General features: G+C 31.7%; 18 protein-coding genes and 2 pseudogenes. 7 read left to right on the top strand and 13 right to left on the bottom strand.

From position 1 onward, the window contains the following. Window positions 1-96: 96 nt before the first annotated feature. Window positions 97-1557, bottom strand: a complete 1461-nt coding sequence (locus V6624_RS02430; RefSeq protein WP_111286678.1) for a TonB-dependent receptor — start codon at window positions 1555-1557, stop codon at window positions 97-99. A 90-nt stretch (window positions 1558-1647) separates the two neighbouring features. On the opposite strand from V6624_RS02430, the gene V6624_RS02425 reads away from it, so the two are divergent. Genes V6624_RS02425 through V6624_RS02415 form a run of 3 tightly spaced genes read left to right on the top strand, consistent with a single transcriptional unit; the run spans window position 1648 to window position 3395 of the window. Next, on the top strand, window positions 1648-2412 hold the full coding sequence (locus tag V6624_RS02425) for an MBL fold metallo-hydrolase (RefSeq protein ID WP_338840752.1): 765 nt from the start codon (window positions 1648-1650) through the stop codon (window positions 2410-2412). 12 nt (window positions 2413-2424) lie between these two features. After that, entirely contained in the window at window positions 2425-2928 is a 504-nt protein-coding gene (locus V6624_RS02420) for a hypothetical protein (RefSeq protein ID WP_111286674.1), read from the top strand. A 44-nt stretch (window positions 2929-2972) separates the two neighbouring features. Further along, the gene (locus V6624_RS02415) at window positions 2973-3395 is read left to right on the top strand and encodes a hypothetical protein (RefSeq protein WP_338840751.1); all 423 of its coding nucleotides are present in this window, start codon (window positions 2973-2975) and stop codon (window positions 3393-3395) included. An 89-nt stretch (window positions 3396-3484) separates the two neighbouring features. On the opposite strand, the gene V6624_RS02410 is transcribed toward V6624_RS02415, so the two are convergent. From V6624_RS02410 to V6624_RS02385, 6 genes are all read right to left on the bottom strand, one after another. Continuing rightward, entirely contained in the window at window positions 3485-4051 is a 567-nt protein-coding gene (locus V6624_RS02410; protein ID WP_338840750.1) for a cysteine hydrolase family protein, read from the bottom strand. Between the two features lie 37 nt (window positions 4052-4088). After that, a complete protein-coding gene (locus V6624_RS02405; RefSeq protein WP_338840749.1) occupies window positions 4089-4721 on the bottom strand; it encodes a hypothetical protein in 633 nt (210 codons plus the stop codon). Window positions 4722-4762: 41 nt separating this feature from the next. Further along, window positions 4763-5407, bottom strand: a complete 645-nt coding sequence (locus V6624_RS02400; RefSeq protein WP_338840748.1) for an alpha/beta hydrolase — start codon at window positions 5405-5407, stop codon at window positions 4763-4765. A gap of 84 nt (window positions 5408-5491) precedes the next feature. Continuing rightward, window positions 5492-5818 carry a hypothetical protein gene (locus tag V6624_RS02395; protein WP_111286666.1) on the bottom strand — a complete coding sequence of 109 codons (327 nt, stop codon included), beginning with the start codon at window positions 5816-5818 and terminating at the stop codon, window positions 5492-5494. Window positions 5819-5822: 4 nt separating this feature from the next. Further along, window positions 5823-7073, bottom strand: coding sequence for a dihydroorotase (locus V6624_RS02390; RefSeq protein WP_338840747.1), 1251 nt, complete (start codon window positions 7071-7073; stop codon window positions 5823-5825). Between the two features lie 69 nt (window positions 7074-7142). After that, window positions 7143-9071 (bottom strand): BatA and WFA domain-containing protein, encoded by a 1929-nt coding sequence (locus tag V6624_RS02385; RefSeq protein ID WP_338840746.1) that lies wholly within the window; start codon window positions 9069-9071, stop codon window positions 7143-7145. Window positions 9072-9341: 270 nt separating this feature from the next. On the opposite strand from V6624_RS02385, the gene V6624_RS02380 reads away from it, so the two are divergent. Then, window positions 9342-10454: a lactonase family protein gene (locus V6624_RS02380; protein WP_338840745.1), complete on the top strand. Its 1113-nt coding sequence runs from the start codon at window positions 9342-9344 to the stop codon at window positions 10452-10454. A gap of 139 nt (window positions 10455-10593) precedes the next feature. On the opposite strand, the gene V6624_RS02375 is transcribed toward V6624_RS02380, so the two are convergent. The 5 genes and pseudogenes from V6624_RS02375 to V6624_RS23685 all read right to left on the bottom strand — a co-directional run. Then, window positions 10594-11940, bottom strand: coding sequence for a DEAD/DEAH box helicase (locus V6624_RS02375; RefSeq protein ID WP_111286657.1), 1347 nt, complete (start codon window positions 11938-11940; stop codon window positions 10594-10596). Window positions 11941-12120: 180 nt separating this feature from the next. Next, entirely contained in the window at window positions 12121-12885 is a 765-nt protein-coding gene (locus tag V6624_RS02370; protein WP_338840743.1) for a TIGR02757 family protein, read from the bottom strand. Beyond that, window positions 12878-14578 carry an LIC_10190 family membrane protein gene (locus V6624_RS02365; protein ID WP_338840742.1) on the bottom strand — a complete coding sequence of 567 codons (1701 nt, stop codon included), beginning with the start codon at window positions 14576-14578 and terminating at the stop codon, window positions 12878-12880. Before V6624_RS02365 ends, V6624_RS02370 begins: the two co-directional genes overlap by 8 nt. Then, a pseudogene (locus V6624_RS23690) lies at window positions 14578-15027 on the bottom strand (ABC transporter ATP-binding protein); the annotation flags it as partial. The pseudogene V6624_RS23690 and the gene V6624_RS02365, both read right to left, overlap by 1 nt. 204 nt (window positions 15028-15231) lie before the next feature. Continuing rightward, window positions 15232-15456: pseudogene (locus tag V6624_RS23685) on the bottom strand (ATP-binding cassette domain-containing protein); the annotation flags it as partial. Between the two features lie 368 nt (window positions 15457-15824). On the opposite strand from V6624_RS23685, the gene V6624_RS02355 reads away from it, so the two are divergent. The 3 genes from V6624_RS02355 (at window position 15825) to V6624_RS02345 (ending at window position 17868) form a co-directional block, all read left to right on the top strand. Further along, window positions 15825-16388 carry a Crp/Fnr family transcriptional regulator gene (locus V6624_RS02355; RefSeq protein WP_111284984.1) on the top strand — a complete coding sequence of 188 codons (564 nt, stop codon included), beginning with the start codon at window positions 15825-15827 and terminating at the stop codon, window positions 16386-16388. Window positions 16389-16452: 64 nt separating this feature from the next. Further along, window positions 16453-17226 carry an acyl-ACP--UDP-N-acetylglucosamine O-acyltransferase gene (gene lpxA / locus V6624_RS02350; protein ID WP_111284985.1) on the top strand — a complete coding sequence of 258 codons (774 nt, stop codon included), beginning with the start codon at window positions 16453-16455 and terminating at the stop codon, window positions 17224-17226. A gap of 48 nt (window positions 17227-17274) precedes the next feature. After that, window positions 17275-17868 carry a YdeI/OmpD-associated family protein gene (locus tag V6624_RS02345; protein WP_111284986.1) on the top strand — a complete coding sequence of 198 codons (594 nt, stop codon included), beginning with the start codon at window positions 17275-17277 and terminating at the stop codon, window positions 17866-17868. Between the two features lie 60 nt (window positions 17869-17928). On the opposite strand, the gene V6624_RS02340 is transcribed toward V6624_RS02345, so the two are convergent. After that, window positions 17929-18453 carry a DMT family transporter gene (locus V6624_RS02340; RefSeq protein ID WP_239455601.1) on the bottom strand — a complete coding sequence of 175 codons (525 nt, stop codon included), beginning with the start codon at window positions 18451-18453 and terminating at the stop codon, window positions 17929-17931. Window positions 18454-18503: the final 50 nt, after the last annotated feature.

The following is an 18503-nucleotide window of genomic DNA, read 5'->3' as shown; positions in this document are numbered from 1 at the left end:
AGTTTTCAGTTTTCAGCCTGACGACTGCAAAAAAAACTGAGACTGAAAACTGAGACTGAACACTAATAAAAAAGTCCCAATAAAGGGACTTTTTTATTATGTATTCTGTTCTAATTCTTTCTGTGGATGATATCCAAAAAGATGATGTTCCTTTATAATTTCAGGAATTCCAGGAGGAAGCATCGGTTCCCATCCAGTTTTGCCTTGATTGATCATTTTTAAGATTTCTCTAGAGAAAACATCCAAGATATTCGGATCGTAATCTTCAATATCTACCACTTTTCCGTTGAATTTGAAGAATTTGTATAATTCTTTCATTCTTGGATGAACTTTTAAGTTGTTCGAATTCATTAATGCACCGTCTTCATCTAACATTGGATATAAGAAAACTTTCATGTCACGATAGAATAATTTTCCGAAAGCCTCCAAGATTCCACCACTTAAATGACGGTAGTATTTCTCATCAAAAATATCAACAAGGTTATTTACACCCATTGCTAATCCCATACGAGCTTTGGTATAATTAGCAAAATACTCTACTACTTTATAGTATTCTTGGAAATTCGAAATCATAACCGTTTGACCAAGAGAACAAAGTAATTCAGCTCTATCCATGAAGTCTCTTTCGTCAATTTCACCGTCAGAACGAAGATTCGAAAGTGTAATTTCAAAAATTACAAGAGTATTATTTTTTTCAACCTTATTTTCTTTGAGAAACATTTCCAAAGATTTCTCGTACATGTCCATATTTACTTTAGTAACAGGACGGAAACTTCCTCTTAAAGCCAAAAGGTTTTTTTTGTATAAAATGGCAGCTGGCAGAATGTTTTTTCCTTCTGGATTAAACATAACGGCATCAGTCATTCCGTTTTTAACCAATTGCAAACTCATCAAACGATTATCGACGTCGGCAAAACGAGGTCCAGAAAAGTTGATGGTATCGATTTCTAATTGGTCTTTATCTAAGTGATCGTATAAATAACGAAGTAATCGTTTTGGATCATTGTATTTGTAAAAAGCACCGTAAATTAAGTTAACTCCTAAAATACCAAGTGTTTCTTGTTGTAGTCTTGCGTCAGTTTCTTTAAAACGAATGTGAAGAATAATTTCGTTATAAGCCTCGTCTGGTTCAATTTGGTATCGAATTCCAACCCATCCGTGACCTTTAAATTGTTTAGCAAAATCTATCGTCGCAACAGTGTTAGCATAACTAAAGAAAAGTTTTGTTGGGTGTTTTTCTCTGCTTAAACGCTCTTCAATGATCTGGCTTTCATGGGTAAGCATCTTTTTTAAACGCTCTTCGGTAACATATCTTCCGTCAGTTTCAGCGCCATAAACGGCATCACTAAAATCTTTATCGTAAGCAGACATCGCTTTTGCAATAGTTCCAGAAGAACCTCCGGATCTAAAAAAATGCCTAACAGTCTCTTGTCCAGCGCCAATTTCAGCAAACGTTCCGTAAATATTCTCGTTTAAATTAATGCGTAATGCTTTGTCTTTTATAGAAGGAATCTGTTCGATGACCTTGTCACCTTTGAGTTTTATTTCTGTACCCATTTTATTTTAAATAGATTTGTTACAAAGTTAGTAAATTAGGGTTCTAATGAAAGAGAAATAATCCTATTTTTGTAAAAAAATTAAGTTCAATTGAAGGTCTATTTTTTAGGTACTGGTACTTCTCAAGGCATTCCGATTATCGGAATCGATCATCCCGTTTGTAAAAGCACTGATGCTAAGGATAAAAGGCTCCGCGTATCCATTTGGATTACGTGGGAGGAGCATTCATTTGTAATCGATTGCGGTCCCGATTTTAGGCAGCAAATGCTTTCTTGCGGATGTAGAAAATTAGATGCAATTCTTTTTACGCACGAACATGCAGATCATACTGCTGGATTAGACGATATACGTCCGTTTAATTTTAGACAAGGAGAAATTCCAATTTATGGACATAAGCGCGTTTTAGACAACTTAAGACGCCGTTTTGATTATGTTTTTGAGACTGTAAATAAATATCCTGGAGCTCCGAGTGTAAAAACAATCGAAGTGCATAACAATGCGCCTTTTGCTGTTGGAGACAAAATGGCAATACCGATAAATGCAATGCATGGCGATTTGCAGGTTTTTGGTTATCGAATTGATGATTTTGCTTATTTAACTGATGTAAAAACGATCGAACAATCTGAAGTAGACAAACTGAAAGGTTTGAAAGTTTTGGTTGTAAATGCTTTGCGCGTTGAACCTCACGATACACATTTTAATTTACAGGAAGCACTTGACTTTATCAATTTGGTAAAGCCAGAGAGAGCTTATTTAACCCATATCAGCCACGTTTTAGGTTTTCATGAAGAAGTGCAGAAACAACTTCCCGAAAATGTTTTCTTGGCTTACGACAATTTAGAAATTACAATTTAATTATACCACACAATGAAAAAATCCTTAATGCTTTATCTTTTTATTCTTGCCATTTTAATGAATGTGTTTACTTACGCATTTTATAGCGGAGAAGTAAAATTTGCACAGAATAGATACGATAAAACGACTAAGAAACTAAGAGACAGTATTAATCTAGTGAAAACGCAATTAGCAGAAGCTGACTATTTTTCTTTGGAGCATAACGAAAATGCACAAAATTATTTTGATAATAGTGCTTCTGGCGGAAAAGTGATTTTGTACGAAAAACTGATTCCAGTTGTAACTGAAAAGCTGTTAGATTTCAATGCAAACCCAAAAGGGAATCCTTATACAGGACAAGATCAAATTGGGCCAAACAAATTTATCATCAATAAGGTAAAAATCTTAAACCATAGATGGATTATTGCAGATTATAGCAATGGAGAATTATGGGGAGAAGTCTTGTTAAAATACTTTGTTGATAACGACGATAATATTACCTTTGAAGTAAATCAAACTTGGTTATATCAAAAATAGGATTTTAATCCTATTTTTTTTTGACCTTTAAATTAAATAGGATTATGAAAAAGATGTTTTTGTTTTTGATTGTTGCAAGCACGTTTTCTTGCGCTAAAAAGGTTTCTCAGGAAAATGTAACTCCAAAAGAACCGCAGGAAAAAAGATTAGTTGGAGGAGATTCTGATGCAAACGGCTGTAAAGCTTCTGCTGGCTACACTTGGTCGACACTTAAAAAAGAATGTATTCGAATTTTTGAAAATAGTACAAAACTGAACCATGCTGAAGATGGAAAAACATATTCTACGGTTTCCTATGTAATTTTTGACGGAAACAAAGCAGAACTTTTCTTAGATACTCAAAAAGAGTCTATCCTTTTAGAAAGAAAATCTGAAGGAGATTCTTGGGTTAACGGTGATTGGCAGTTAATTCCTTGGAAAGGATATGTTTTGAAAAAAGGAGAGAAGATTCTTTATACAGGGGAATAAAGTTTGCAGTCGCAGTCTCAGTTTTCAGTCAGAACTTTATCAAAGTTTTTTTACAATTCAAGACTGAAAACTGTGACTGCGACTGAATACTAAACAATCTCTTTAATAAACTCAGAAGTTACTACTTGAGCAAATTCATCATTTAAGCTTGCTAATGCGGTTTGATGAATTAATTCAGCAGGGAATTCTTCTCCGTTTATGCCTTTTTTATTGAAAGTCGCAGTTGCATCAGAAACTAAATATACGGTATAACCAAAATTACCTGCCATTCTCGTTGTGGTAGAAACGCAATGATCTGTAGTCAAACCCACAATTACAAGATTCGTGATTTTTGCATCATCAATCAGTTCTTTTAGGTTTGTTCCTATAAAAGCACTATTGACATTCTTTTTAATTATTTTTTCTCCTTCAAGAGGTTTTACAATATCTTGAAATTCATTTCCTGGACTCGTTTCGTTTAATATCGAATTTGGATTTGAAGAGCAATGCTGTACGTGAAAAATAGGCAGTTTTTTGCTTCTCCAAATTTCCAGAAGTTCCCCAGCTTTTTCTTCTGCAGTTATATTATTGCGATCTCCGCCCCAATAAGCAACATCATGAAAACCTTTTTGGATATCAATTAAAATTAAAGCTGGATTATTAAGTTTTATATTCATTTTTCAAGTGTTTTTTGTTGAATATGCTATCTTTTTATTATAATTTAGCTATGTAGTCATCGAAGAATTTATCTCTTTGTGAAACAATTCCTAGATATTTGTGATAACGCAATCCTGAAGTTTCTGCTTGAGCATTTTCATTTGCCAACTCGGCGTATTCTTTTGCGATTTCTTTTTTTGAATTATAGTAATTGAGAATTGCTAGAATTGAAAATACTTTATACTTGTCAATCGGAAATAATAAATCGGATATGGTTTCTTCTAATAACTTTTCAACACTTAAATATTCATGGGATAATTGATTTTTTATGATCAATTCAGAATAAATTAAATAAGAATCTGTTTTTACATTTGGATAAACTTTTTCAAAATCGATTGATTTTTTATAATATTCAATTGCTTTTTCTGTAGTGTTTTCAAGTAAAAAAATATCTCCTAAAGTATTATAAACAGAACTTTTATTAAAGTTATCATTTGGATATTCATCAAGAATTTTTTCAAGTAATTCTTTAGCGACATTTAAAAGTTTAGGTTCTTTAGTTTCAACTAATTCTATTGCCTGAATTTTTAAATATTGTGCTCTTCCATCTTTTCTTGCACGAGAAAGTTTGGCGAAGAAATGTTCTTCATCTTCTTTTGTCCAACTCTTTTTTCTATACCAATCTATCATGCTGATTTTTTTAACTGAAAACTGAGACTGCGACTGAAAACTTACAAAGCCAGCCAATTCTTAAAATCAAAGAAATTCTGAGGTGCAACTCCATGTCCAACAGGATATTCTTTGTAAACAATAGGAATATCTAATTTCTCTAAAATTGCTGGAGTTTTTCTTGCCCACTCAATCGGAATGACTTGATCTACAGTTCCGTGTGAGGCGAAGAATTTTAAGTTTTTGAAATTATTATTTTCAAAACCTTCTTTAATAATTTCTTCATTGAAATAACCGCTCATGGCAACTACTCGCTGAATTTTTTCTGGATAAGAAAGTGCCGTAGCATAACTTAAAATAGATCCTTGACTAAATCCGATTAAAGTCACATTATTAGCATCAATTGGGTAATTAGCAACCAACTCGTCAATGAAATTAGCAATTACATCACGAGAAGATTTTGCTTGTTCATTATCTGAAAATTTATTTTGATCGGCATCGAAATTAATCGCGTACCAAGCGTAAGCACCATATTGTAAATCGTAAGGTGCTCTAGCAGAAATGATGTAATAATTGTCTGGTAGCTCTGAAGCAAAAGAGAATAAATCGGCTTCGTTGCTGCCGTATCCGTGCAATAAAAGCAATAATGGGTTTTTATCTAAAATTACTTTTGGTTCTTGTATTTTATATTCTAAAGATAGATTCATTTTTTTTAATTGTAAATTGTAAGTTGTGAATTGTGAATTTTCCAACTTTGGAATTGTGAATTTTTTAATTGAATTTTGAAAAACTTATCCAATTTTCTTGAACCATTTTTGAAACAATTCCCCAACTAAAGGAATCGGTCTCATTTGTCCTTGAATAGCATTAAAAATTCCAAAAGTCCATAGAATTGAAATACAGATCCACATTGGGAAAGTGATAAAAAAACTATCGAAATTACTTATGATTGCTCCTAAAGAAATAAAAGTTAAAGACAAACCTAAAGCTTGACGTATATGAAAAGAAGCAAAACTGTTTTTGTTTTCAGAATTCATGCTCATGGCGATCAAAACACCAATGATTAGAATGTAACTCGTGATAGCGATTGGTTTTCCTTCTTCGACTGAATTATTCATTGTATTATTTTGTAACTAGTTGATTTTGATTTAAAATTCCGTAAACAGAACCTTTAAGTTCAGTTCCTAAAAAAGCAGAATTTTTAGATTTTGAAAGAATATTTTCTTTCGTAAAAGTTGATTTTCCTTCTGTTGTAAACAAAGTGATATTAGCTTTTGAGCCTTCTTCAATTGTGTTATTTTCTAAACCAAAAACGTTTCTCGCAGCAGTTAATTTCGCTACAATTGTTTCTACAGGTAAAACCGTTAATAAAGCCCCGAAAGCGCTTTCTAAACCAATAGTTCCGTTTTTTGCTGTATCAAATTCCATTTTTTTGAATTCAATATCAATCGGATTATGGTCTGAAGTAATCAAATCGATAGTTCCGTCAGCAACTCCGTTAAGCAAAGCTTGTCTGTCAACTTCCGTACGCAATGGTGGTGTCACTTTAAAACGAGTATCAAATCCGTCCAGTTTTTCATCCGTTAAAACCAAATGATGTACAGATGCACTGCAAGTTACTTGTAAACCTTTAGCTTTGGCTTCTCTAATTAATTCAACCGATTTTGCTGTAGAAATAGTCGGAATATGAAGTCTTCCGCCAGTATATTCTAATAAAAATAAGTTTCTTGAAATCTGCAATTCTTCCGCTAGATTCGGAATTCCTTTTAAACCTAATCTTGTAGAAACAATTCCTTCATTGGCAACACCATTTCCTTTAATGTTCGGATCTTGCGAATATGCAATTACCAATCCGTCGAAATCTTGAACATATTGTAAAGCAATTTTCAGGATATTAGCATTGTCAATACTTTTGTTGTAATCTCCAAAAGCAATTGCTCCAGAATTTTTCATATCAAAAAGTTCTGCCATATCTTTTCCTTCGCTGGCTTTAGTTAAAGCACCGATTGGGAAAATTTCTGTTGCAAAACCATTTGCTTTGTTTTTTACAAAATTTACCTGAGATTGATTGTCAATAATTGGTAAAGAATTTGGCTGTAATCCAATTGCTGTGAATCCGCTTTTTGCAGCAACATTTAGACCGTTTGCGATAGTTTCTCTGTCTTCGTAACCTGGTTCTCCAAGAGAAACACTGCTGTCAAACCAGCCTTGAGAAACATGAAGATTGTCAAATCGTACCACTTCAGCGTCATCGTTTGGAAGAGAAACGCCTATTTTTTCTATTACACCATCTGCAATTAAAAGATCAACAGTCTTGTTGTGAAACGGACTTTTTGAGTCGATAATTTTGGCGCTTTTGATGATTAGTTTCATATGTAGATATTTTTTTGTCGTAAAATGATTTTTGTAAAAAGTAAAATGCCTTTAAAACAAATGCAAATGCTATTTCACAAATTTTATAATTGCCATTTCTAATGCTAAAAATAACAGTGCAAAGATAACAAACCATTTCCAAATTTGGCTGTCAGTTCGCTCAGTTTGTAGTGTATTAAAAATGGTCGAAATGGTATCGGCAGTTTTGAAATCAGAAACTACATTCGTGTTTACTTGACTCAAATCACTTTCGGTTCTTTTGTAATTAAAACTGATATTTTCTACCCATTCTTTTTTGTCAAAAACACTATAATTTCCAGCGGTTTCAGGAAAATCATTGAAAGTTAATTTGACTTTATTGTTTAAAATCTGCTGAATCGGGATAAAAGAATCTTCTGTTCCTTTTACTTCCAAAATGGCATCTTTAGTCAATAAAACATCAACAAAATAAGGCTGATTGTTTCCTATTGTTAAAGCATTTACGCCAGTTTTCTGATTGTTCTGCGCAATTTTATAAAATAATGGAACAATTAAAGGCGATTGCTGAAAATTTGAATTTGCACTATTTATTGGCGCTGTAAAAACCGTTATTCCAGAAACTTGATTTTGGACAGAAGTCACAAAAGCAGTTTGGTCTTCAAATGAAAGCACAGCTGGATATGAACTCGAAACAGCAAATGAACTGCTTACTTTTGGGTATTGGAAATTTGTTATTTTGTTTTCAAAAACGCCTGAAAATAAAGGATGATCGAAATTAATTTTAGTGATTAATTTGCTGTTGGTTTCTAAATTTCCGAATTGAATTTTTCCAAAATTGCCTAATAATGCATTTAAGCTCGAAAGAGAAGTTTTCTCAGATGGAATGACAACCAAATTTCCGCCTTTAGAAACAAAAGCTTTTAAAGTCGTCTGCAATGCCTGCGGAATGTCAATTAATTCGTTTAGAATAATCGTATTTTGTTTTTCTAAACTATTATAATCTAAAGCGCTGATTGGGTAATTGTTATAATTGAATTCTGCAGAGGTATAAATTCTCGATAAGAAATTACTTTTTTCAGGTTCGCCAATGCTGATAACGTTTGTTTTTTTGTTTTTAGAAATACTGAAAAACAATTTGTTATCATAACTTAAACCGTTGTCTTCAATTGCCACATAACCATGAAAAGCTTCTTTTGGAATGGTAAAATTGATTTTCTTTTTCTTCGTGTCAAAATTGATAATTGTTTTGGCAATCAGTTTATTTTGATTGTATAAAGCTGTAGAAATAGGTTTGAAGTCTTCGCCATAAGCAGACAAATTAATGCCAATTTCGTAGAAGTTTTCTAAAGTCTGATTAATGTAAACGCTGTCAATGGAAACATTGTTTTTCTGTTCTGCTTCTGGAACGATGAAATATGGTTTTTCATCAAAATCTATAGTAGCAATATCTTTTTCTTTTAAACCAACGGCATCTGTAATAATAACAATATCTTTTTTATAAGCCGATTTATGAGCTTTAATTTTAGCTGTAATTGCTGCAAGATCAAAAGAAGTTGCGCTGTATTTTAGATTTTGTAAAGCACTTTTAGATGATTTTATATCGGTATTCCAGAAATTTTCGGTGTTTGTTAAAAGTGAAAACTGAGTGTTTTCTGGAGTATTTTCAAGTAATTCCTGAACAGCTCTTTTTAATAATTCGCCTTTTTTGCCTTTTGCCTGCATACTGAACGAATTGTCCAGAACAATATACATCTCGTTTGAAGCGTTTTTACTGTCACTGGCTTCAAAAAAAGGTTGTGCAAACGCGATAATTGCACAAGTAAGCAATAATAAACGTGTGGCTAATAAAAGTCTTTTTTTGATTTTAGAACTTTTACGGGTCTGAATAGCAAGTTCTTTTAAGAATCGAACATTGGTAAAATAAGAAGTTTTAAATCGTCTTAATTGAAATAAGTGAACCAAAATTGGAACGATCAATAAAAACAGAAAGTATAGAATTTCGGGATGTTTAAAATGCATTCTGGCTTCGATTTACTTCACTACGTTTTGTTTTTCGCGAAGATGCTGGTCAAAAATACGAATTAAAAATTTATTAAACCATATATGTTCATGTAAGAGATTATAAGAAAAGTACAAAGTCGAAAGTCGAAAGTGCAAAGTCGAACTTACTATAACTTATATGGTTTTAAAAAATATCAAAATAGGCAACTTTTGTAAATTCTTTGTGATAAAGAATTTATTTTGAACAGATATTATTGCTTATTTTAGCTAATTCAAAAAAAACAAACTATGAAAAAAATATATCTAGTGTTATTTTCAGCTTTATCATTAACCACAGCTAAAGCTCAAAATAAATTCAATTTATTGGTTGGAACTTACACCAATACTTGCCAAAGCAACGGAATCTATGTTTATGAATTTGACGTTACAAATGGTGAATATAAATTGAAAAATTCTTCTGAAAATGTTGTGAGTCCAAGTTATTTATCGGTTTCTGCTGATAATAAGTTTATTTATGCAGTAAACGAAAACGGAACACAAAGTACTGTAAGTGCATTTTCGTACGATTCAGGTTCTGGCAAAGTGAGTTTTTTGAATAAAAATGATGCTTTAGGAGCAGATCCTTGCCATTTGATTAATGATGATAAAAATGTAATCGTTGCGAATTATTCTGGTGGAAACCTTGTAGTTTTTAAGAAAAACACTGATGGAAGCATTACAGAAGTTCAGCAATTGATTCAGCATGAAGGAAAAGGACCAAATGCGGCTCGTCAGGAAAAAGCGCACGTGCACATGGTTGCTTTTTCACCAGATAAAAAGTTTGTGCTTTCGAACGATTTAGGTTTAGATAAAGTTTTTATTTATAAATATAATCCAGCTTCGAAAAGCGAAATTCTAACTTTAAAAGGAAGTGTAGACGTAAAACCAGGAAGTGGGCCAAGGCATTTAACTTTTAGCAAAGATGGGAAATTTGTTTATTTAGTTCAGGAATTAGATGGAACTTTGACGACTTTAAGCTGGGATAAAACAGGAAGTTTAAAAGTAGTTGCTGAAACAAGTATTTTGCCAAAAGATTTTAAAGGAGGAACAGGAGCAGCGGCAATCAAACTTTCTCCTGACGGAAACTTTTTATATGTTTCTGACCGTGTTGATGCTAATGCTATTTCAGTTTACAAAATTCTTAAAACAGGAGCTTTAGAATTAGTAGAACAGCAAAGCACATTAGGAAAAGGTCCAAGAGATTTTGCTATTGATCCAACAGGAAATTACCTTTTAGTAGGGCATCAATATACTAATGATATAGTTATTTTTAAAAGAGATATCGCAACAGGAAAAATTACAGATACTGGAAGAAGAATACAGTTGTGTTCACCAGTAGGATTGGTTTTTACGAAAATTTAGAAAAGTTGCTAAGGTTCTAAGATGCTAAGCTTCTAAGATTAAAAAGGGCAAAGATTCAAAGAATCTTTGCCCTTTTTTAGTATTATATAAAAACCTTAGAACCTTAGCAACTTAGTAGCTTAGCATCTAAAAAAAAATGCTATTTTTTTTTCTTCTTCTCATTTCTTGTCTTCAACATATTTCTGTTGACAGAACCGTGAGTTTTCTTTTTTGTTTTTGAAGGACCTCCAAGATTTACTTTTTGGTTCTTTTTAGATTTTTCGTGAAAAGCACCGTCACCTTCTAGTTTTGGTTTTTTCATTAAAAACTTTCTCGGTAATTTATCTTTTTCAGCTTCAATAAGCTTTTCTGAGATTTCAACTTCTTCAGGGAAATCAGCTATTTTTAGCTCTTGATCCATTAAAAGTTCTGTTTCAATTTTGAATTCTTCTTCTCTTGGAGTAACAAAACTAATTGCAGTTCCCGTTGCGTCTGCACGACCTGTACGACCAATTCTGTGCATATACAATTCTGGCTCTTCTGGAAGTTCAAAGTTAATTACGTGTGTGATATTAGAAATATCCAAACCTCTCGCCATAACGTCGGTTGTAATTAAGCCACGAAGATTTCCTTCTTGGAATTCAGCCATCGTACTCAAACGGTAATTCTGAGATTTATTCGAGTGAATTACACCAAATTGTCCTTCAAAAAGCTCATCAATACGATTGAAAAGCATATCTGAAATCTTTTTATTGTTTACGAAAACCAAAATACGACTCATACTTTCATCGTTTTCTAGTAAATGTTTTAAAAGATTTACTTTGGTATTAAAATTCGGAACATTATAAGTAAGCTGTGTGATTTTTTCAAGCGGAGTTCCTGATGGCGCCAATGTCACTTCTTCAGGAAAATCGAAATAATCATTTAATAAATCATCAACTTCATCTGTCATCGTTGCTGAGAAAAGAATGTTTTGACGTTTGGTTTTCATCATTGCAAAAAGCGAAGTCAGCTGTGGTCTGAAACCTAAATTCAGCATTTCGTCAAACTCGTCAATAACTAGTTTTTGAGTTTCATCAAAACGAACAACTGCGTCAAGCGCTAAATCCATTGTACGTCCAGGCGTACCAACTAAAATGTCAACACCTTCATAAACGGCTTTTTTCTGTGTATTGATGTTTACACCTCCGTAAATACCTAAAGTTTTAACCGACATATATGTAGTCAGTTTTTCTACTTCTTCAACCACCTGAACAACTAATTCACGAGTTGGAACTAGAATTACAATCTTTGGAGTATTGGTATGAGTGAATTTATAAAGCTTTAAAAGAGGCAGTAAATAAGCAAATGTTTTACCGGTTCCAGTTTGTGCAATTCCCATCATATCACGTCCAGACATGATTACAGAAAAAGATTTTTCTTGAATAGGAGTAGGCGTAACAAATCCCAATTCGTCAACTGCTTTTTGTAATGATTTTGGAAGATTGAATTTTTCGAAAGTGCTCATTTGCTTTAAATTTTGTGCAAATGTACGTTAAATTCATGGTTTTTTGTTGAATTTGTAATTTTTGATGTCGTATTGCCACTTTGAATGTCACTCTGAGCGAAGTTGAAGAGCGTAACGATTGGAGCGTGGGCTTCGACTTCGCTCAGCCTGACAATCGTATAATTTTAGATTTTAAACAATTTAAAAACCTTCAAAAACTCCCAATCCAAACAAAGCAAAATCATATTTTACAGGATCTTGAGCGTCCATTTCGCGAAGTTTTTTGTCTAATTCTGCTAATGCTTTTGCATCGTTTTGTTTTCGTTCTAAAATACCAAGTTTACGGGCAACATTTCCTGAATGCACATCAAGCGGGCAAGATAAAACAGATGGAGAAATACTTTTCCAGATTCCTAAATCGACTCCTTTTGCGTCTTGGCGCACCATCCAGCGCAAGTACATGTTGATTCTCTTTGCTGCCGAATTGTTTAATGGATCTGAAATGTGTTTTTGAGTTCGAGCTAAATGATCTGTTTCAAAAAATATCTTTTTGAATTCACTGATACTTTTCTGCAAGCTATCTTTTTCCTGATTTTTGGCAAAAACAGCTTCAAGTCCGTTGTGGTTTTTGTAGATGTTATTTAAACCTTTTATGAAACCAGCAAAATCGTGTCCGTTGAAAGTTCTGTGGACAAAAGTTTCCAGTTTTGCTAAGTCTTCGTCAGAATGCGACATAACGAAATCGTAAGGCGTGTTACCCATTAATTCCATCATTTTATGCGAATTCTTAATGATCATTTTACGGTTTCCCCAAGCAATTGAAGCGCTTAGAAAACCAGCGATTTCAATATCTTCTTTTTGGGTAAAAAGATGCGGAATCTGTACAGGATCACTTTCTATAAAATCCTGATTGTTATATTGAATGACTTTTTCGTCTAGAAATTCTTTGAGTTCTGATTTATTCATTTATTGAGATTTTTTTCGCGTAAAATCCGTCTTTTAATTCATGAGTACGCATTTGAGGAATGTACTGAAAGTATTTTTCAAAAGTATCAATTTGTTTTTTATTGACACAAGGTAAATCTCCATTACCACTTGCCCATAAAAAATCATTTTTTTGAGGAGAATTATACTTTAAATTTCCTAATTGTATAATTTCAAAAGAGGTATTGTTTTTTGAATTTTGGAACGGAAAAACAATATTGTTAGAAGAAAATGTACTTATTTCCATCAACGATTTATGATTTGCAAATTTACTTAGATTAAAAGGAAAAAATAAAATAATTGCAATTGGGATTTGCGAGAGCACTAATAAGGCATTGATTGTTTTTTTGTTCTGTATCAAACAGATCAAACAAAAGGGAGAGAAAAATAAAACGAAATGAATGAAAAAACGATATTGCGGAGAGGTTATTAAAAGTAAACATATTTGTAATATCATATTGACATACAGTAGCCAAAGCGCTTTTTCATTTTTAAATTTATAAATAAAAAAGGGTAAGACTAAAATAAAAAATACGCTGAGTTTATTAAATAATCCATTCAGTTTTGGCAACGTAATCCATCTTACAAATAAATCCCAAACCGACATTGAATTATATTGTTCAGCTGTAATAAAATAGCCGTAATATTTTAGGTTGTCGTAATAAAAGGTCTGAATTGTACTCGGGATAGCATAATCTGTTGCAAATGCTGTGAATATTTTAGATGGAAAAAGAGGCGATCCGCAGATAATTAGATTTTTAATGAAAAAAAGTACAATTACTAATGTGCTTAATAAAATAGGTTTTAGAAGTTTTCCTGATAATGATTTGAAATTAAAGGCTAATAGAACTAAAGGAAAAATAGCGAATGTTATCGTTGTGTTTTTGATATAAAGCAAAAAAAGAACTAAAACCAAAAGCAAATCAAATGTCTCTGAAGTTATTTGTTTGAAGTTATCTAAAAAATAAAAGAAGAAAATAAACGAGAAAATGTAAACAGGAATATCTGGAGAAGGTGCGCTTATAAATTGAAAAAAGAAAATATTAAATAAAGGAAGCAATCCAATTAACAGATAATTTTTGTTGCCATTTTTGCTGTATTCATTTAGTTTCTGAATGGCAAATATATTTCCTAACAACAGACAAAAACCGCTTAAATCATTAAAACTTTTGTATAAAAAGGAAAAATTAAAAACACTTTGCGTAATGTGCCAGCCGCTCGTTTGTCCGTAAAATAAATGAAGATTTGCAAGTCCTTTTACAAAGCCATATTCGTTAAGCCATTTTATGGTTTGGATATAATAGGATTCGTTATCAATTACAAAAGGAATTGAAGCACATTGTAAAATAATAAGAACCGAAACAATACTTAAAATGATTTTTAGGCTTTTTTGCAATTGCTGTAATTCTGATAAAAATGACTTGTAGAGATCAATAATCGAATTGCGAAATTTCAGCAATGAAAAAATATTCAGAAGTATTAAAACGATATGAAATTCGATATTAATTCTTCCGAAAATTGCCCAAATACTTACCAGTATAGTTGTTGAGAATAAGCCAAGTATAGATGTAATTACAAAATTTTTATTGCTGAGCTTCATTGTTTTATCGAAACCAACACCTAAATTAATGGTTGTGAATAAAATATAAATCCAGCTAATTGTAATTAAAAGCATTAATAAAGAATTTGCCCGTCAGACATTACCAATTTTCTATCGGCCATATTAGCTAATTCTTCGTTGTGTGTTACAATGACAAAAGTCTGTCCAAACTCATCTCGAAGCTGAAAAAACAATTGATGAAGATTTTCGGCAGAATGCGTATCTAAATTTCCAGAAGGTTCATCGGCAAAAATGACATCAGGTTTATTGATCAAAGCTCTTGCAACCGCAACACGCTGTTGTTCTCCGCCCGAAAGTTCGCTTGGTTTATGATTGATTCTGTGTGAAAGTCCTAAATAATTAAGGAGTTTTACAGCTTCTTTTTCTGTTTCAGATGGTTTTTTACCTGCAATGTGCGCCGGAATACAAACATTTTCTAAAGCTGTAAACTCAGGTAAAAGCTGATGAAACTGAAATATAAAACCTAAATTTAAGTTTCTAAAATCGGATAATATTTTGTCTTGTTTGCTTTTCTTTTTAAAATAACGATTGTAATAAACCGCCAATAAAAAAATAGGCATACATAATATTCCCCATGTGGCATAACCAAAAATATCGTTCTCTATTTTGCTTCTAAAAAACAATAAAAAAACGGTTAATAGAATGATATAAAAAGAACCTAAACCAGTAATAATTTTAAATGTCTTTTCTTGTTTTGAATTGTCATTTTTGATGTCTTGAAGTTCCAGAACATTTTTACCATTAATCGTCAAAGATGACTCAGGATTATGGTCTGGTTTATCTAAAGTTCCTAAAATCTGTAACAAAGTCGTTTTTCCAGCACCCGAAGCACCAACGATAGAAACAATTTCGCCTTTTTTGATATGTAAATCGACTCCTTTTAAAACTTCAAGTTTGTCGTAGAATTTATGTATATTTTTTGCGTGTATCATGTAATGAAACTGTTTTTACAAAGAAACGAAGATTATGATCAAAATCAAATTCTAAAAAATTAAATTCCAATATGTAAAATTCCAAAAAGGAGCGAAGCGACTTTTAGAAAATCTAAAATCTAAAATCTAAAATCTAAAATCTAAAATCTGGATTGTAAACAATCTTCTGGAATCTTAAAGGATTTTCCTTGGGAAAACCTCTTAAAAAAAATGTCTTTTTTATTGTGATATAGAAGCTGTAATTTTAATAATTTGGCTTTAAAATGCGAAAAAAAAAGGCTTTGAGTAAGTGTTTTCATTTGTAGGTTATATTGCTTTATAATTTTCGAATTAAAACTTTAAATTTGAAATTATAATATAGAAAATAAATGGAAGAACTAATTCAAGTCATTAATGGTTTTCAGGAATTAGATTCTGAGACAGAACTTGCACTGAAAAAATATTTTGTAGAAGAAACTTTTAAAAAGAATGATTTTATTATTAAAGGTGGTAAAATCTGTGATAAGATCTATTTTATAAAATATGGTGCGGTAAGAAGATTTTGTATTGAAGATGGTATAGAAGTTACAAAGTGGATTTATACCGATAATCAGTTTATAACTTCGATGAGTAGTTTTTTTGAACAAAAGCCATCATTTGAGAATTTTCAAACTTGTGAAGAAACAGTTGTTTATTCGTTGTCTTATTTAGATGAACAGGCTTTGCTAGAATATCCCTTATTTGTGAAGTTTCATATTAAACAGCTTCGATATTATCTTTCCAAAATAAACGAATTCAATCATTTATTTCGTTTAATGACTGCTGAGAAAAAATATTTATTTCTGTTAGAGTCATTTCCTCAAATTATTAAAAAAGCTAAATTGAAACACATTGCATCATTGATCGGCGTGAGCCAAGAAACATTAAGCAGGATTCGGGCATCAATTATTTGATATTGCATCAAAAAAAATGATTTAAACTTTTTCAATTTTTGTGTTTATTTTAAAATACTAAAAATTGAAAAATACTTTCATTCATAAACAAGCTGTAATTGGGACCAATGTCAATATTGGAAACTGCGTTACTATAGAAGACGACGTAATAATTGGTAAAAACACTCAAATTGGGAATAACGTTTCAATTTTAAGAGGAACAAGAATCGGTGAAAATTGTCAGATACATTCTAATGCCGTTTTAGGTGGAATTCCACAAGATTTAAAATACAAAGGAGAATATACTTTTTTGGAAATAGGACATAACAATATAATCAGGGAATTTGTTACGATAAATAAGGGAACTATTTCCAAAGGCACAACTAGTATCGGAAATTCTAATTTGATTATGTCTAATGCACATATTGGTCATGATTGCGCTATTGGAAATAATTGTATAATTGGTTTTAGTGTTGGAATGGCAGGAGAAGTAACTGTTGAAGATTGGTCTAATATTAGCGGATTAACAGCCATTCATCAGTTTTCATCGATTGGTGAAAATACTATGATTAGTGGTTTAAGTCGGGTTGTAAAAGATATTCCTCCTTACATCATGGTTGCGCATGAACCTTTACGTTTTGCTGGGATAAATACAGTAGGATTAAAAAGGCGTGAATTTGACTCTTGTAAAATCGATGAACTAAAAGCTATTTATAAAATTATATTTCAAGAAAAAAGAAATACAAAGTTTGCGTTAGAATTAGTTAAAAGCGAATTTGAGCAGACTTTGGAAAGAGATAAAATCTTAAATTTTATTTGTAACTCAAAAAGAGGAATTCTTAAAGGGATTGAATTTTAATTAAACGATTTATTATCTTTAGTAAACTATTTTTTAATAAAATTGGATATGACAGAAGATAGTGCTAATTCTAAAGTGGATTTTTATTTTGAGAAAGCAGAAAAATGGAAATCGGAACTTGAACAAATGAGAACTATTGTTTTAGATTGCCATTTATCAGAAGAATTAAAATGGGGATGTCCATGTTACACTTTTGATAATGCAAATATTGTTTTGATTCATTCATTTAAGGAATATTGTGCTTTTTTGTTTTTCAAAGGAGCTTTAATGAAAGATCCAGATAATATATTAATTCAGCAATCAGAGAATGTACAAGCGGCTCGTCAAGTTAGATTTACGAATACTCAAGATATTTTGGCCAAGAAAGAAATTTTGAAAAAGTATATTTTTGAAGCGGCTGAAATTGAAAAGTCAGGGCAAAAAGTAGAACTGAAAAAAGTTTCTGAATTTGAAATTGCCGAAGAACTTCAGAATAAATTTGATACGGATTCTGATTTTAAAAAAGCTTTTTATACTTTAACTCCTGGAAGACAACGTGCATATTTACTTCATTTTTCTCAGCCTAAACAATCTAAAACAAGAGAGGCGAGAGTAGAAAAAAATATTCCGCGAATTTTAGATGGAAAGGGATTGAATGATTAAAAAATATCGATAAAAAGAAAAACTCCTTTTGTACAAAGGAGTTTTTTTTGTTTTATACTTTTAAGAGGTTTGTGGCTCTACCGTATTTTTCTTTCGAATAGAAATAATAGATTGCAGTAAAACGGAAGTCATTACCAAGCTTATTCCGATATAAAATGAGAAATTGACTGATTGTCCTTCGTTAAAAAATAAAAAAGCTAATATTATAGAATAAATGGGCTCTAGGTTGAAAGTTAGATTTATAGTGAAAGCAGGAATTTTTTTAAGTGATTCCGCAAACATAACATAAAGCGCAACGGTGCAACATGACGCTAAGATCAATAAATAGAAAGTATCTGTTAAGCTTGGAATGAAAGTTTGGTCTGGAAAATTGTAAAAATAAAATGGCAGTGCAAATCCTAAAACTAAAGTTCCGCCAAGCATCTGATAAAAATTAATTAATTTACTGTCATAAAATTGTACGAGTCTTTCATTGTAAATAGTGTACAAAGCAGCAAATGCAGAAGAAATTACTCCAAGTAAAATTCCAAGCTGATACGAAGAATCAAAATGGAAAATTAAACTTATCCCTAATAAAGTTAGCATACTTAATAAAACCTGAACTAGATTGAATCTTTTTTTATTGAGAATAGGCT

Origin of the sequence: Flavobacterium ginsenosidimutans (genome assembly GCF_037478105.1) — a bacterium.
Taxonomy (GTDB): domain Bacteria; phylum Bacteroidota; class Bacteroidia; order Flavobacteriales; family Flavobacteriaceae; genus Flavobacterium; species Flavobacterium ginsenosidimutans.
This window is presented reverse-complemented; position numbering and strand designations above follow the sequence as displayed.

Bases quoted from the DNA above. Each gene is read 5' to 3' on its own strand.
- V6624_RS02430 (WP_111286678.1), bottom strand. From the start codon at position 1,557: ATGGGTACAGAAATAAAACTCAAAGGTGACAAGGTCATCGAACAGATT.
- V6624_RS02420 (WP_111286674.1), top strand. From the start codon at position 2,425: ATGAAAAAATCCTTAATGCTTTATCTTTTTATTCTTGCCATTTTAATG.
- V6624_RS02415 (WP_338840751.1), top strand. From the start codon at position 2,973: ATGAAAAAGATGTTTTTGTTTTTGATTGTTGCAAGCACGTTTTCTTGC.
- V6624_RS02410 (WP_338840750.1), bottom strand. From the start codon at position 4,051: ATGAATATAAAACTTAATAATCCAGCTTTAATTTTAATTGATATCCAA.
- V6624_RS02405 (WP_338840749.1), bottom strand. From the start codon at position 4,721: ATGATAGATTGGTATAGAAAAAAGAGTTGGACAAAAGAAGATGAAGAA.
- V6624_RS02400 (WP_338840748.1), bottom strand. From the start codon at position 5,407: ATGAATCTATCTTTAGAATATAAAATACAAGAACCAAAAGTAATTTTA.
- V6624_RS02395 (WP_111286666.1), bottom strand. From the start codon at position 5,818: ATGAATAATTCAGTCGAAGAAGGAAAACCAATCGCTATCACGAGTTAC.
- V6624_RS02390 (WP_338840747.1), bottom strand. From the start codon at position 7,073: ATGAAACTAATCATCAAAAGCGCCAAAATTATCGACTCAAAAAGTCCG.
- V6624_RS02385 (WP_338840746.1), bottom strand. From the start codon at position 9,071: ATGCATTTTAAACATCCCGAAATTCTATACTTTCTGTTTTTATTGATC.
- V6624_RS02380 (WP_338840745.1), top strand. From the start codon at position 9,342: ATGAAAAAAATATATCTAGTGTTATTTTCAGCTTTATCATTAACCACA.
- V6624_RS02375 (WP_111286657.1), bottom strand. From the start codon at position 11,940: ATGAGCACTTTCGAAAAATTCAATCTTCCAAAATCATTACAAAAAGCA.
- V6624_RS02370 (WP_338840743.1), bottom strand. From the start codon at position 12,885: ATGAATAAATCAGAACTCAAAGAATTTCTAGACGAAAAAGTCATTCAA.
- V6624_RS02365 (WP_338840742.1), bottom strand. From the start codon at position 14,578: ATGCTTTTAATTACAATTAGCTGGATTTATATTTTATTCACAACCATT.
- V6624_RS02355 (WP_111284984.1), top strand. From the start codon at position 15,825: ATGGAAGAACTAATTCAAGTCATTAATGGTTTTCAGGAATTAGATTCT.
- V6624_RS02345 (WP_111284986.1), top strand. From the start codon at position 17,275: ATGACAGAAGATAGTGCTAATTCTAAAGTGGATTTTTATTTTGAGAAA.
- V6624_RS02340 (WP_239455601.1), bottom strand. From the start codon at position 18,453: ATGCTAACTTTATTAGGGATAAGTTTAATTTTCCATTTTGATTCTTCG.